At 50.8% G+C, this 13,508-nt stretch carries 17 protein-coding genes and 1 pseudogene; 4 read left to right on the forward strand and 14 right to left on the reverse strand.

Features of this window, described 5'->3' with window-relative positions; genetic code table 11:
• Positions 1–275: 275 nt before the first annotated feature.
• The 4 genes from SynBIOSU31_RS07785 to SynBIOSU31_RS07800 all read right to left on the reverse strand — a co-directional run bounded on the left by SynBIOSU31_RS07785 (position 276) and on the right by SynBIOSU31_RS07800 (position 2,863).
• Positions 276–506 (reverse strand): Nif11-like leader peptide family natural product precursor, encoded by a 231-nt coding sequence (locus tag SynBIOSU31_RS07785; RefSeq protein WP_186488957.1) that lies wholly within the window; start codon positions 504–506, stop codon positions 276–278.
• Between the two features lie 236 nt (positions 507–742).
• A complete protein-coding gene (locus SynBIOSU31_RS07790; protein WP_186488959.1) occupies positions 743–1,156 on the reverse strand; it encodes a hypothetical protein in 414 nt (137 codons plus the stop codon).
• 137 nt (positions 1,157–1,293) lie between these two features.
• Positions 1,294–1,920, reverse strand: coding sequence for a tetratricopeptide repeat protein (locus SynBIOSU31_RS07795; RefSeq protein WP_186488960.1), 627 nt, complete (start codon positions 1,918–1,920; stop codon positions 1,294–1,296).
• Between the two features lie 715 nt (positions 1,921–2,635).
• Positions 2,636–2,863 carry a zinc ribbon domain-containing protein gene (locus tag SynBIOSU31_RS07800; protein WP_186488961.1) on the reverse strand — a complete coding sequence of 76 codons (228 nt, stop codon included), beginning with the start codon at positions 2,861–2,863 and terminating at the stop codon, positions 2,636–2,638.
• 230 nt (positions 2,864–3,093) lie between these two features.
• On the opposite strand from SynBIOSU31_RS07800, the gene SynBIOSU31_RS07805 reads away from it, so the two are divergent.
• A complete protein-coding gene (locus SynBIOSU31_RS07805) occupies positions 3,094–3,402 on the forward strand; it encodes a hypothetical protein (protein ID WP_186488962.1) in 309 nt (102 codons plus the stop codon).
• A gap of 702 nt (positions 3,403–4,104) precedes the next feature.
• On the opposite strand, the gene SynBIOSU31_RS07810 is transcribed toward SynBIOSU31_RS07805, so the two are convergent.
• The 9 genes from SynBIOSU31_RS07810 to SynBIOSU31_RS07850 form a co-directional block, all read right to left on the reverse strand.
• Complete coding sequence (locus SynBIOSU31_RS07810) at positions 4,105–4,638, reverse strand: tetratricopeptide repeat protein (protein ID WP_186488963.1); 534 nt, start codon at positions 4,636–4,638, stop codon at positions 4,105–4,107.
• A gap of 225 nt (positions 4,639–4,863) precedes the next feature.
• A complete protein-coding gene (locus tag SynBIOSU31_RS07815) occupies positions 4,864–5,109 on the reverse strand; it encodes a Nif11-like leader peptide family natural product precursor (protein ID WP_186488964.1) in 246 nt (81 codons plus the stop codon).
• Between the two features lie 230 nt (positions 5,110–5,339).
• Entirely contained in the window at positions 5,340–5,573 is a 234-nt protein-coding gene (locus SynBIOSU31_RS07820) for a hypothetical protein (RefSeq protein ID WP_186488966.1), read from the reverse strand.
• A 387-nt stretch (positions 5,574–5,960) separates the two neighbouring features.
• Positions 5,961–6,167, reverse strand: coding sequence for a CCRG-2 family RiPP (locus tag SynBIOSU31_RS07825; protein ID WP_186488968.1), 207 nt, complete (start codon positions 6,165–6,167; stop codon positions 5,961–5,963).
• A 297-nt stretch (positions 6,168–6,464) separates the two neighbouring features.
• A complete protein-coding gene (locus SynBIOSU31_RS07830; protein WP_186488969.1) occupies positions 6,465–6,845 on the reverse strand; it encodes a hypothetical protein in 381 nt (126 codons plus the stop codon).
• A 236-nt stretch (positions 6,846–7,081) separates the two neighbouring features.
• Complete coding sequence (locus SynBIOSU31_RS07835; RefSeq protein WP_186488971.1) at positions 7,082–7,480, reverse strand: thermonuclease family protein; 399 nt, start codon at positions 7,478–7,480, stop codon at positions 7,082–7,084.
• Positions 7,481–7,497: 17 nt separating this feature from the next.
• On the reverse strand, positions 7,498–7,704 hold the full coding sequence (locus SynBIOSU31_RS07840; protein ID WP_186488973.1) for a hypothetical protein: 207 nt from the start codon (positions 7,702–7,704) through the stop codon (positions 7,498–7,500).
• Between the two features lie 190 nt (positions 7,705–7,894).
• Positions 7,895–8,191, reverse strand: a complete 297-nt coding sequence (locus SynBIOSU31_RS07845) for a hypothetical protein (RefSeq protein WP_186488975.1) — start codon at positions 8,189–8,191, stop codon at positions 7,895–7,897.
• Positions 8,191–8,448 carry a hypothetical protein gene (locus tag SynBIOSU31_RS07850; protein WP_186488977.1) on the reverse strand — a complete coding sequence of 86 codons (258 nt, stop codon included), beginning with the start codon at positions 8,446–8,448 and terminating at the stop codon, positions 8,191–8,193. The genes SynBIOSU31_RS07845 and SynBIOSU31_RS07850 overlap by 1 nt, the downstream gene beginning before the upstream one ends.
• Before the next feature lie 97 nt (positions 8,449–8,545).
• Between SynBIOSU31_RS07850 and SynBIOSU31_RS07855 the strand changes: the two genes are divergently transcribed.
• A complete protein-coding gene (locus SynBIOSU31_RS07855; RefSeq protein WP_186488979.1) occupies positions 8,546–9,313 on the forward strand; it encodes an SDR family oxidoreductase in 768 nt (255 codons plus the stop codon).
• Positions 9,314–9,375: 62 nt separating this feature from the next.
• Positions 9,376–10,371: pseudogene (locus tag SynBIOSU31_RS07860) on the forward strand (DUF7005 family protein); the annotation flags it as partial.
• Here the strand turns inward: SynBIOSU31_RS07860 and dnaG are convergent.
• Positions 10,311–12,410 (reverse strand): DNA primase, encoded by a 2,100-nt coding sequence (gene dnaG, locus SynBIOSU31_RS07865; RefSeq protein WP_186492931.1) that lies wholly within the window; start codon positions 12,408–12,410, stop codon positions 10,311–10,313. The pseudogene SynBIOSU31_RS07860 and the gene dnaG sit on opposite strands and share 61 nt — an antisense overlap.
• Before the next feature lie 97 nt (positions 12,411–12,507).
• Between dnaG and SynBIOSU31_RS07870 the strand changes: the two genes are divergently transcribed.
• A complete protein-coding gene (locus SynBIOSU31_RS07870) occupies positions 12,508–13,500 on the forward strand; it encodes an efflux RND transporter periplasmic adaptor subunit (RefSeq protein ID WP_186488981.1) in 993 nt (330 codons plus the stop codon).
• The last annotated feature ends 8 nt before the right edge of the window (positions 13,501–13,508 follow it).

Raw genomic sequence — 13,508 nt, forward strand, 5'->3', positions numbered from 1 at the left:
CACTGCTCTAAGAATTCCTACGAGACATAACGGTTCACCGATGCTCGGGCGTCCCGATGAAGTGGGCTGCCGCTGAACGAGTACTGGCCTGAGTTACTAGCTGATAGCAGTCTTGATGACTAATTGACTCCTGGCTATCTTTAATCAACTGCGCTCACTCGTGCCAGGTATTGAAGGATGATTTATTGGCTTATGTGGATAATTGAAGCAATAAAAAGTCCCAATCAATGCAGCGCCTGCTGGTTTGCTATGGGTAGCAACACAACTGGTTCCTATCAGCCACAGAAAATATCATTCCTATCAGCCTTGGTTGCCTTCCAGCCACCCGAAACACCTTCTAGCTCCTCTTCACTGAGCAGACTGATCTTATCAGAACTAAATTCATGACCATGCCCTTTAGCAATAGACACAACTTCATCAGGTGACTTTGCTGCTTTTAGTTTCTCCTGAAGGCTGGAATCACCTTTGACCTTGGCGAGGAATGCCTTGAGTTGTTCTAGGGACATGGGTATCAGGTCTGTTCAGCAGTCATAGCATCTGTTGGCAGAAAGCACCGTATTCACAGACTTGACATAGAAAACCCCACACTTGGCGGGGCGGCTACATCACATTATTAGCGTGATTGCTTTATCTATCTCTACTCAACTGTGCCCAATCGATATCCGAATCTGAATCTAAGTCAGAAGCAAGAAGCTCACTCATGAGAACCGATACAAAGCTCAAAGAGGATTCCACACAAGTCTCAAGACTGAGCCACAAGCAGTACTTGCAATAGCACTTCGCCGTAAATAAACCATAGCGTTATCAGATAGGCAGAAGACAAGGTTATTCCCCAAAAAGCGTATGAACGTCCTTGGAGATTAGAGAATACAGCAAATATGCCTAAGCCACATGCTATAACTTCCACCCACGAAAAGATGAGGATTGCCGGAATATGCAATAACAATGAAGCCACCATGCCGCCACCATGCATTGCATCCTTGAAGAGCAAGTACACAGGAAATAGGTATAAGACCGGGACTATTGCCAACAAAAAAGACATATAACTAACAGTCTTTGATTCTTTGTTGGACATTGACGGATCATAAGCCTTGCAATACTTTAGCTTGCAGGCCTGCTTGTGAGCAGGGGCTAATTTCTGCCGCTGATCAAGCATCGGCCAGAGTTGCTAGTTGGTTGCAGTTTTGATTACTAATTAAGTCCTGGCTATCCCTACTAAACTGCGCTCAATCGTGCCAGGGATTGAAGGCATTTAGGTGTGATGATCTCATCGTATGATGTCAGGACTAATCCCTAACATTGCTTTTTAACCCATTCAGCAGCGTTTTCTTTCCCAAGACCAGCTGCCTTTCTCCAATCACGACAGGCGCCCTTAAGATCATTCATGATTTCTCTATCAATTCCACGATCCACATAAGCGTCGGCATACTGAGGATTAATCTCTATTGCCTTCGAGTAATCAGCAATTGCTCCTTGAGTGTTTTTTGATTTACCCTTGGAATAAGCACGATTGTAATAGGAAGTGGCATTCTGAGGATTAATCTGGATTGCTTCCGTAAAATCAGAAATTGATCCTTGATAATCTTTTAAATAAGTCTTGATCAAACCACGGTTGACGTATGCTTCGGCGTACTGAGGATTAATCTCTATTGCCTTCGTGTGATCAGCAATTCCTCCTTGGAAATCTTTTAACGCGCTCTTTGCATCTCCACGGTAGTTGTAGGCTTCAGCACTCTGAGGATTAATTTCTATCGCCTTCGTGTAAGCAGCAAGTGCTTCTTGATAATTACCTGAATTGAATCTCTCAGCTCCCTGATTGAAATACTGTACAAATGGAGGATTCGCACGAGCAACATTCAACGGCGACCCAAGAGCAATTACAGACAGTGCTGCAGCAATGGCAATAGTCCTGCGTGACATTCGTTTAGTGCTCTGCTTTGATGTGAGTTTAGGTGTACCCCAAAGATCATGGCAATAAAAACCCCGCGCTTGGCGGAGCGTAGTTGGTGTGAGGTTGTTTTGTCGGGAGATCGATAGCGACTACTCAACAACCCCTGCTTTTCCCTTTCGGCTTTTGTATAGCTGTCAGCCACGTGTTCATGGCTTAAGGCTTCCCGACAAGCTGCTAACTACTCATTACAAGGCGTCTCAGCAATTTATATTCGTCTTCATCTATCAATCTACGGTCTTTTAATACTGTCAGATGGTTTAGTACTTCTTCCATATCCTCGTAGAGATTCTCCTCTGTACGAGTTACTTGCGAAGCCGTCTGTTTTTGTGAAAGCAGAAGTGCAATGACTGCATAACAGATGCTTGGAACAAAGAAAAATGTTCATCTGATAAGGAATAAGACGCGCCATCCATTAGCGGTTGCTTTGCCTGAGGCTTCTAGCCCTTTACACACTCCTGCAACAATTACGCCTTTCTTAACTCTATAAAGCTTCATTCGTTTGGTATGAGTGATGAGGTCATCCCACCTGGACCTCATCACGATCTCTGAAATCAATCGGATTCACATCACCCATTCGAGTGATCTTCCAGGAGCCTGCCTCCACCGTTTGGTAAGCACTTAGTCCTGTTCCTTAGGTGGGCAATGGTCCTCTATGCGTGGTACACAGGGGGATTGATTTATGGTCTAGTTACCCCCAAGGAAGTCAAACACCTTCTGCACTCCACTCACCGTTCTCTGATAAAACTTGGTGAAGCCACACCTGGTGCAGGTAACGGTGTTATAGCGCTTATTACCTACATCAAAGAAGCTGCTCCAAAAGCCACCAGAGACGCGAATTTGACCAGTCTCATAGGTAGCACAGCCACACTCACTACACACGTATCCAGTTGGGTCTCCGCCGTAAGCAGCCATACTCTTGTTGGAATTAACTTCTTATAGACAGCATCGGCACATTATGCATCCTTTACTGCTCCGTTATTTACTGAGTATCGCTGGCTTCCTGGTCCTGGTGGTCGTGTTTCTGAGTCCGTGGAGCATCAACAGGCAGTCAGACAAGATCCAACAAGAGATCGATAAGGTGTTGAGCCAGCCTCAATGACCTGTAGTAATTTCCACCTGAGCAGATGGACTAAAATCGATAGATGAAAAACAAATCAATGATGCCCCTCATCCTGTTGGGTAGTCTTTTGCTAGCAACATCAGCTCCTGCTAAAGCTGAGAATCCATACGATCCAAACTCCTATTGGTTTGGATTTACCGCTGGAGCTGGTGGGATGCTTTGCATGATGACCACAGATGGAACGATCTCCAAAGCACTGGGATCGAAAATATTCGCTGAAATGTTTGAAGAATTGGAAACAGATCCAGAATTAACCAGCTTCAAACAAGATTTCCGCAATGCCTATCAAGGGTTAAGGAAGAACTCTGACTGCAACGGTGTTGTCAAATAAGCCTTTTGCGTTTTGGCTGATGAGCCAACCTCGGAAGCCTTAGTTCCGTCAAACATCCATCTGCTTTATGACAGGGGGTTTTTTATCTACTAGTCAAACCAAAAAGGCTAAGTCTTTACACACGTCACTTCTGAGGTTTGTTCCGCAAGATCATTATCTCTTTGAGTAATGTATCCTTCCACTACATCTATTGTCCAACGCTCATAGAGACCATCCTTGTAATGTTGGGTCCTGTCACCTTCCCAACAAATAGCGGTTCCTTTATTTATTACACTGAATCCGTCATACCAGCCGAGATAGTTATTGAAGGTACAATGACGATTAGTCCAATCAATAGTTAGACGAGTCCCTAGCCGTGGGAATTCATGACTGATATACGCATCTCTGCAGAGATAGTGTTTTATATCCTAATTAGATTGAGCCGATACGGCGGATCAGCAAGAAGCTAGCGCCAAAATCAAAGCGAATAGATATTTTATCATGGCTCAGTCTAATAAACTAATTGAGCTACATCAACAGAGAGGTAGGAGATTTTTTACTTACAGCATTTTTAGCCAGTAAAGCTTCATTCTCTAATTGTCGCTGCTGCACCGATGCAGGAAACGAGCTGGCAGTTTCCTTGGCTCAGGATCGACCGGAAGCAAGCCCTGAGCCCCCTGCTGCAGTCCTGCCGATCTCATCGTGTGATAACAGGACTAATCCCTAACACTGCTTCTTCACCCATTCAGTAGGGCGTTCATCGCCAAGATCTACCGCTATTCTCCAATCACGACATGTACCCTCAAGATCAGATACCCTTTCTCTAACAATGCCACGATTGTTATAGGCACTCGCAAACTCAGGATCAATCTCTATCGCCTTGGTGTAATCATCAATTGCTCCTTGATAATCGCCTAAATCATCCTTAGCACTACCATGATTGTAATAAAAAATGGCATTCATAGGATTGATTTCTATCGCCTTGCTGAAATCAGCAATTGCTCCTTGATAATCTTGTAAATCATCCATGGCAATACCACGAAAGTAGTAGACAGGAGCATACTCAGGATTGATCTCTATTGCCTTGGTGTAATCAGCCATTGCTCCTTGATAATCACCTTGGTCATATTTGTCTACTCCACTATTGAATAAATTTTTTGCCAATGGGTTCGCGCTTGCAGTACTGAACGGCGACCCAAGAGCAAGTACAGACAGCACAGGCAGTGCTGCAGCAATGGCAATAGTCTTGTGAGACATTCGTTTAGTGTGCTGCTTCGCTATGAGCTTAGGTTTACCACAAAGCTCAAGGCAATAAAAAGCCCTCTAACTGCGCTCAATCGTGCCAGGTATTGAAGGCTGATTGTTGGGCTATTGGATGTGATTGAAGAAGTAAAAAGACCCTGTCAATGCAGAGGCTTTGAGTGTTTAGGTTTTGACGCCGAGGGAACAAATTATGGACACCAGATTTTTACCAGCAACTACCTAACAGCAGTCGCAGTTTGAGCGCGGACGGTAAGATAGGTATTGTCCAGTTTCTATAACTCCTCCAGCCACGCCTTCTAGTTCCGCTTTACTGAGTTCAGTAATCTTATCAGCAGTAAATTCGTAGCCATTTTCTTTAGCGATACCCACAACGTCTTCAGATGACTTTGCTGCCTTTAGTTTTTCCTGAAGCGTGGTGTCAGCTTTGACTTTTTCAAGGAAGGCTTTGAGTTGTACTTCTGACATGGATAGCAGGTCTGTTCAGTAGTAATAGCAAAGGTCTGCTGCAGCGTCTATGGCTAATACTTACTGCACTCAATCGTGCCAGGTATCAAAGGCTTATTTAAGGGTTTATAGTGTTGGTTAAAGAAACAAAAAGCCCCTGTCAATGCAGGGGCTTTAACTGGGGGTGATTATAGTTACTCTTGCGGGTTATTTCTAAATTATAATCGCAGTTATTGGTTCGTCTTAATGCCCTAGCACCCCCTTGAGTCAAAGCAATCATTTCCCCAAGAATTCAGGAACCCTTTACCTTTTGTTCCTGCAAATGTGTGATAAATCATGCTGCCAACCGCAGCTAAGTGGTCACCTGGAATTCCACTAATAGTTTGCATTGTGTTAAATCCACCAGCCACGTGTTCAAGCTGATCAATCGTCAGCTCTTGATCAAGTAGTTCAGCATTGTTGTAGTCAGTGTTGAAAGTAGTCATTGTTCTAATGGGGATAAGTGTGTGGGTTGTGTTGGGGTTGTTGCCCCCTCGACTCCTTCAAGATCACAGCCCTTCTGGTGAACCCCACTACACAGCTCTGGAATAGACCCCTCGAAGTTCTGGTGATCTTCTGGTGAACCGCTCAGATCCCAGTAAGAGACAGAACTGCAGACACCAAATCCATTAAAAACCCCGCTCGTAGCGGGGCAAGTAAATATTTAGTCGGGAGATCGATAGCAATAACCAGTGAAGCTAATTGTTCATGGAATGGGATCTACTCAACGCAAGCCGCCATCAGGTCATTCCTGTCACATTACGATTAGATACAATAGCCGTCAGTTTTTGATTGGCAGGATTGAGGCGTGATGTTTTGCTAGCTGGGCTCACTTAAACCAACTTTAAGTACTTCGTGTACATTTCTTTCCACTCTGCTAATGCTTCAGGCTCGTCCCAATCGTCGGTTTCGGTAAAGAAGAGACGGCGGCTGAGTTCGGCTCGTTCGCGACCGCCACCAGCTACAGATTCCAGCTCTTCAATCGTCAGCTCTTGATCAAGTAGTTCAGTGTTGTTGTAGTCAGTGTTGAAAGCAGTCATTGATTTAAAGGAGATAAGTGTATGAGTTGTGTTGGGGGGTGTTGCCCCCCTCGACTCCTTCAAGATCACAGCCTTTCTGGTGAACCCAACTACACATCACTGGTGTAGAAACCGCGAAGTTCTGGTGAGCTTCTGGTGAATGGCTCAGAGTTCATTGTCTGACTGGGCTAGTTCACGCGGGGGCCGGTGACGCCGAGGCTCCAGGGCAATAAAAAGCCCCGCGCTTGGCGGGGGCTTGATTGGTGTGAAGTTGTTTTGTCTGGAGATCGATTGCGACAAACAACACTTTTTTGCTTACTAGCGACTGACTTCCTTGAATGTACGAATGATCTCAGAAAATAGTTGGTTTGTTCTTTCAGTATTAATCCCGCTTACTGCAAATGCCGCAGTTCCAGTCTTGTCATCACAATTCACAGCAAATGCAAAAGGACCATTCGGGGAATACGAGTAAAACTGAGAACTGGGATATTCTTTGCTCGCCACAATTTCTTGGGAAACTGTAAAACCAGTTATATTGGCTACCTCTGTTGCAAATTTAATGCACTTCTCTTTTGAGTGGCTCATAATCCACGACGATAGTCTTACATAAGTTGATGCCGTTGCAGGCGTGGCTGTGAATGATGAAATGCTGATAACAGCAAGAGCAGTCATTGGCAGTACGAACAGTGCTTTTTCCATGAGTGATCAATTCATAGTCTTTCTATAGCTACTTCGTTACTCGTTTGCTAGTCGAAAGACATGACTGCCAATTGGTTCCCCGCTACATCTACAAGGCGGATTGACTCGGTACCGGTCTCCTTCGGCTTTACATTCTCAAATACCTGCCAAGCATTGATTAGTTTATCTAGACATTCATAGTAATGATCCGCAGAAGCATCTCCGGCATCATTCGGAATTACAGCTCATTCAGATACTTAGCGCATCCAGGAGCATTGGCTGGCGTACGTCCAATAGATCGCTGCATGGCGGCTGGCGACCATGGCCTGCTGAACATTCAACCCGTCGACGAACAGCTCACCGACGGTCCGGCCATATCGGTCTTTGGTGATTCGGCGAAGGCCCAGGGGCTTCCCGGCCACCATGGCCCGCAGGTGATCACGGGCAGCCCTAGCCCGTTCCGACTGAGCCCGTTTCCCTCTCAGCTCAGAAGTGTCGATGCAGGCCAGCCTGATCCGTTCACCATCAGTGGTCCTACAGGTGTCGCCGTCATAGCAGCTGTGGATAGTGACGGTCTCCAGGGCTGCAGCAGGCTGCGCCAGAGAAAGCACCAACAGCAGGGCAGCTGAGCCGATCGCGACAGTGTGGAATCTCATCTCCCTGATGATGCTGATCAGGCGTCGGCCATCTCTACGGCCATCTCATCGAGGCGGAGAGACAGGTGCAACTGATGCAGTGCGATGAGCTGCAGGCCACGGGCACAACCTCGAGCAAGGTTCTGCTGGATGTGATCGCGATCCTGCAGGCAGTGGATGCGAGTTCCGGTCTCATCTTTCATGGCGGTGGCACCTTCTAAAAGAACCTCGAGAGACAGCAACATCCGATCCAAGCAACCGACCCTTATTTTCGAATCGGATCAGAGGCGCAGCAGAGCTTTAAATACAACAACATGAACATCCCTGCGGGGGCAGCCTTATCACGTCGAAGGAAAGATTTTTTTTCAAACTTGTTTCCAATTTTTTCCAACCTATTGAGTGCACGCTGGCTCTATGGCCAGCTTTATCTAACCCTTACTTCGGACAAACCAATTGCACTGCATTGGATCTAAAGGAAAACAACAACACAAAATCATCACCATGGCCATTCAGTCCAGTTTGCTCACGCAGCAAATCAGTACTGGCGAGAGCCAGGCCGCAGGTCTCACAAAACAACACCGGCAGAGTTGCAGCACTGCCTTGCATGGCCTGAAGATCCAAAGCTTGTCGGACTGCGCGCTGCGAGCGTTCAAGACCGAGTCGCTCCACCAAAGCAGGCCAGAGATCGTTCGCGGGTGCGCTTGACGCGAAATCTACAGATGGTTGTGACATCACAGGGGAAGCTGTTCGATCGCCACCACAATCATCTGCGGTGAGACCTCAATCACCTCCAAAGGATCCTTGTTGTCGAGGTAAGCCTCGAATGAGGAAAAACGTTCGATCCGGGGAGCTGCCTCCTTCACTGCACAGGCCGCAATCCAATCATTGTCATCAGGTTTGACGGTCACATAAGCCTGCAAGGCCTCCTCCAAGTCACTTCCATCTCCAACACCCTCCCCATGCCAGAACGCTTCGAAGAATTCAGACATCGGACATAGGGAACGAGCGATTTGATCATGACTGCGATCAGGTCCGCTGCACAGTGCCTAAAAGCTCAACAATGGGATTTGAGGGACGCGCAGAACAATGCAGGATTCGCTGTTCAGGATTGATGGTCAAGTCGCACTGGTCACGGGGTGCCGTCGAGGCATCGGCCTTGCAATGGCGGACGCACTGGCCGATGCAGGGGCAGACATTATTGGAATCAGCGCTTCCCTCAACCCCGACAGCAGTGAGGTCGGAGATGCAATTCGCAAGCGTGGCCGTCGGTTTTCTGGTTATCAGTGCGACCTCAGCGACCGCCATGCCGTCGACCTCGTGCTGGAACAGGTCATCAGCCAGCATCCGACCATTGACGTGCTAGTGAACAACGCCGGCATCGTGCGCCGATCACCGGCAGAAGAGCACAGCGATGAGCTCTGGGACACAGTGATGGAGGTCAACCTCAGCGCAGCATTCAGAGTCAGTCGCAGGATCGGGACACTGATGCTGGCGCGAGGCCAGGGAAGCATCATCTCCACCGCCTCTGTGCTCAGTGACCAGGGTGGATTGAATGTGGCCGGCTATGCCGCCAGCAAAGCAGGCCTCGCCAACCTCACCCGCTCCCTGGCCAATGAGTGGGCAGGGCGCGGCATCAGGGTGAACGCCATCGCTCCCGGCTACGTGAAGACAGAGATGACCGAAGTGCTGCAGTCGGATCCCGTGAGATCCAGACAGATCCTCGAACGCATTCCCGCCGGTCGCCTGGGATCACCGGATGACCTGCGCGGACCGGTGGTGTTTCTCGCCAGTAATGCTTCGCGCTACGTGCATGGAGAGACTCTGGTTGTGGATGGCGGCTGGATGGGTCGGTGAGCTCTCAGAACGGAGCGTCCTGCTGCACGGCATAGCTAGACACGGATCAGCGAAGTCGGTCATCCATGCAAACGCTGGAGGAGTATTGCCGAAGGTTCAAAGATGCAGATGCAGCCTGGCCGGAGCTCCCGGTTGCCGCCGATGAACGGGAACAGTGGTGGGAGCAATGGTTAGTAGACCGGGACCCGGCGGGATACTGGGATGATCTCCGTCAGCTCCTGCCGCAGCTATTACTGCGACCTGGCAGCGACGTTCACAGTAGTGATGCCTACCAACGGTTAGTAATGCGGGGCGAGCCTGCACAGGCTGCCGACCTAAAACGAGCGCCGGTTCTGCTTGAGCCTTCAGGAACAACGATCACCATTGCGCAGCATCCGACCGGTGCCGTTCCAGTGCTGACCTTTGGAAACCATGAGGATTTTGTGCTGGCAGTGCGCTGTCTGGCCCACCGCTGTGAGGCAGTTCCAATGCAGCCCACTGTGCATGCTCAGGCGGTTTCAGGACTGATCCACTGGGGTTTAATCCGCAAGTTGGGTGTTCAGGCACGATGCCAGATTCTCCTTTTGCACCGGGCCCCCTACGCCTCTCTTCCACTAGAGACGATTGCAGGTGAGCCGCCAATGGAACGCTGGCTAGACCTGTCGCAAACCTGGCGGCTGGAACATGAGCTCACCCATATCGCCTGCCGCAGGTTGGTTGGTGAAATGCGAATCAATTTGTTTGACGAAATCGTCGCCGATGCCATGGGGATGACAGCAGCGATTGGCCACTTTGATGCAGACCTATTCCGGAGAGGTCTGGGGCTCTCGATCGAGGGAGTCCCAGAAGCGCAGGCCAGGGCCCATGTCTACGTCTCAACGCTTGAGCCGAGCCAGCATCATCAGGCCTTCCAGCTCACACTCCAACGTGCGGGCGAACTGGAAAAACTTCTAAACGAGAAGCGTTGGCCAGGGCACTCGATGGCGTTGTTGGGAAAGCTGGTCCGCGGGCAGCTGACTCAACCGTTCATGGAAGTCGCCGGTTCAGAGCTGGGTTCGGAGCTGGATTGCGAGGCATAACCGGCACAGCGCTGCTGATCAAGATGTTGGATGTGTCGACGTTCGCTGTAATACAGCTTCTGAAAACGCAGCGCTTCAGCGTTGAGGTCTTCGAACATGACGTGGATACGCTGCTCCATGTCGACTTCCACCTCAACAGCCGGAACTGACTGCTCATCTTTTTCCTGCTCAATCAAGACGGCGATGCAACGCTCCAGGGTCTGCAGTCGCTGACCAGTCCAGGCTTCCAGCAGATGTCGGCAACGTTTGTGACTCTTCTGACGCTCGAGCATTGCTGCAGTTCCGCGTAGCTGATCCATGGGCCGAGCCAGTGCGACACGCTGCAGTTCATCCGGCTCGAGCAGTGGCGTCAGACGCGTCACCAGATCACTGTTTTCCAGCAGGAGCTGATCCGTGAGCAATCGAGGTAGATCAAGGTCTGCCAGTTCCTCGCCGCGATCCTCACCACGACTGACCGCTTCAAGACGCACACTGCCGAGATTGCCTTCCTCAAGATCGGTGATGCTCGACCAGAGCAAGCGGTGATGCTGAAGCGCAAAATCCTCAAGCTCCCGACTCCTCAGTTCTTGACGGATGCCGGCCCGATGGGATGGGCAATGAAGATAAAGCAGCAGGATCTCCGCTTCAGAACGTTCACGCTGGGAGGCTTCGCCAGCCTTCTCATGCCGCGCCGAGCGTCCATGCCAACGCTGACCCTGAACTTGCTGGCGGAGATCCTCTTCCAGTTGCAGGGCCAAACGCCCCTGCCCACCGCTGAGGCGCTCGGCCACCTGCTGGATGTAGTGGGTGCGGATGGCGGACTGTGGAAGCTTGCCCAGCAGCGCTACAAGCGAAGACACCGAACGCTGGAACTGATCCGCTTTGCTGAGATCCCTGCCCTCAAGAACCTGTTCGATCTGCCAGTCAAGCCAGAGCGGCGCCTGATCCAGTAAGGCCCGGTAGTCACCGGCACCGTGATCCTTGAGAAATTCATCGGGGTCCTTTCCGGATGGAAGGTGCAGGACCCTCAACTCCAGTTGTCCCTGAAGCGCTAGTTGCTCCACTTCACCGATCGCTCGGTTGGCAGCACGGATGCCAGCACCATCGGCATCGAAATTCAGAACGATGCGCTTGCCATCACTGCACCGACACAGCTGGGTGATCTGCTGACTGCTAAGAGCGGTGCCCAGAGAGGCCACCGAATTAGTGACTCCTGACGCATGCAGGGCGATTACATCGAAGTAACCCTCCACCACCACAGCACGGTCGTCCTTACGGATTGCTGATGAAGCCCGGTCAAGACCAAAGAGATGCTTGCCCTTCTCGAACACCTCTGTTTCAGGTGAGTTGAGGTACTTGGGCTCAGTGCCATCCAAGCTTCGACCACCGAACCCAATCACCCGCCCCTGGCGGTCACGAATGGGAACAATCACCCGATGGCGGAAGCGGTCATAAAAACCATTCCCCCCTTTGCGGGGAACAACAAGACCGGCTGCTTCAAGCAGCTCGGGCGCAAGCCCCTCCACCTGCTGCAGATGCTTGAGAAGGCCATCCCACTGCTCCGGGGCATAACCAAGCTCAAACTGATCGAGGGTGGTTTCGCTCAGGCCACGCGTCTCACTCAGATAGCGAAGAGCATCAGCACCAGCGACGGTCCTGAGCTGTGCACGAAACCAGCCAGAGGCAAGCGCAAGCGCCCGGTGCAACTTGTCGCGGCGAGACAGCTGCTGTTTAAGTTTCTCCTGCTGCGGACCATCGACGGTCTCCACCGGCAGCTGGTAACGCCTGGCAAGGTCAAGGACAACCTCACTGAAGCTCTGTCGCTGAAACTCCATCAGGAATTTGATGGAGTTGCCTCCAGCGCCGCAGGAGAAGCAGTAGTAGAACTGCTTGGCAGGAGACACCGTCATGGACGGCTTGCTGTCGTCGTGAAACGGGCAGATGCCGACAAACTCACGACCCTTTTTCTTGAGCACGACGTGCTCACCAACAACATCCACGATGTCGGCGCGTTCTTTAACGGCCTCGATGGTTCGTGGGTGAAGTCGGGGGCTGACCATCAGAACATTCTGCGAGAGACCGCGCCCAACGGCGATCAGGGTTGCAGATGACAATCCTGAGAGAGCTCAATACCATCTCTGCAAAGGTCTGGGAACCATGCACCAGGGCTCCTCACTACTTCTCGCACTGGGATTGTCCGCTGCAATCCTGAGCGGATGCAGTGCTTCTGAGAAGCAGTCGATTGAGACGGAAAGACTCCAACCCCGTCAGGTGTCTGCCCTGGGACGGATTGAACCTCTCGACGGAATCCTCAAGGTGAGTCTTCCGAATTCACTGAGCAACGACAGCATTCGCCAGGTTCTGGTGGAAGAGGGGCAGGTTGTTGAACAGGGGCAGGCTCTCGCCATTCTCGAGACTCAGCCCGTCCTCAAAGCGAATCTGAACAAAGCGGAAGCCGAGGTGACAGCAGCACAGCGGGGACTGGATGCTCAAATCTCAGTGATTGAGCGCTACCGAGCTGAGCGACGACAGGCACAGGCAGAAGCACGTCGTGGCAAGGAGCTCTATCAAGATGGTGCGACCAGCCTTCAACGCTATGAGGCGTTACAGGCCGATTCGGACGCAGCCCTGGCCCAACTCAATGAGGCGATCGCCAATGAGGTCACGCTCAAGGCAGAAGTAGGTGTCAAGCAGGCTCAGGTGAAACAGGCCCGGGCTGACCTGGACCAGTCGACAGTGAAAGCACCGTCCAAAGGCACCATTCTTGAAATTCTGGCCCGACCAGGAAACCGAGTGGGCGAAGACGGACTGCTTCTACTGGGTGACACCACCAAGATGGGCGTGGTTGCTGAGGTTTACCAGAGCGATCTACCTGAAATCCGTCCCGGACAAACGGCCACCATCACCGCCAATGGCTTCCCCGACAGAAGTCAGAAAGCCAAAGTGACTGAAATTGCTCAACAGATCAGCAGTCAGAGCGTGGCCACCGGTGAAGCCGGTGACAAGGTTGATCAACGGGTGGTGAAAGTGAAGCTTGCACTCCCCAAGGAAAGCCTGGCCATCGCCAGCAGAATCAACAACCTCCAAGTAAACGTTCTGTTCGACCCACTGACGGACGAACAACGCCGCATCAGACCCCAGCAGCCCTGAAGGTGGTG

The organism is Synechococcus sp. BIOS-U3-1 (genome assembly GCF_014279975.1).
Classification (GTDB): domain Bacteria; phylum Cyanobacteriota; class Cyanobacteriia; order PCC-6307; family Cyanobiaceae; genus Synechococcus_C.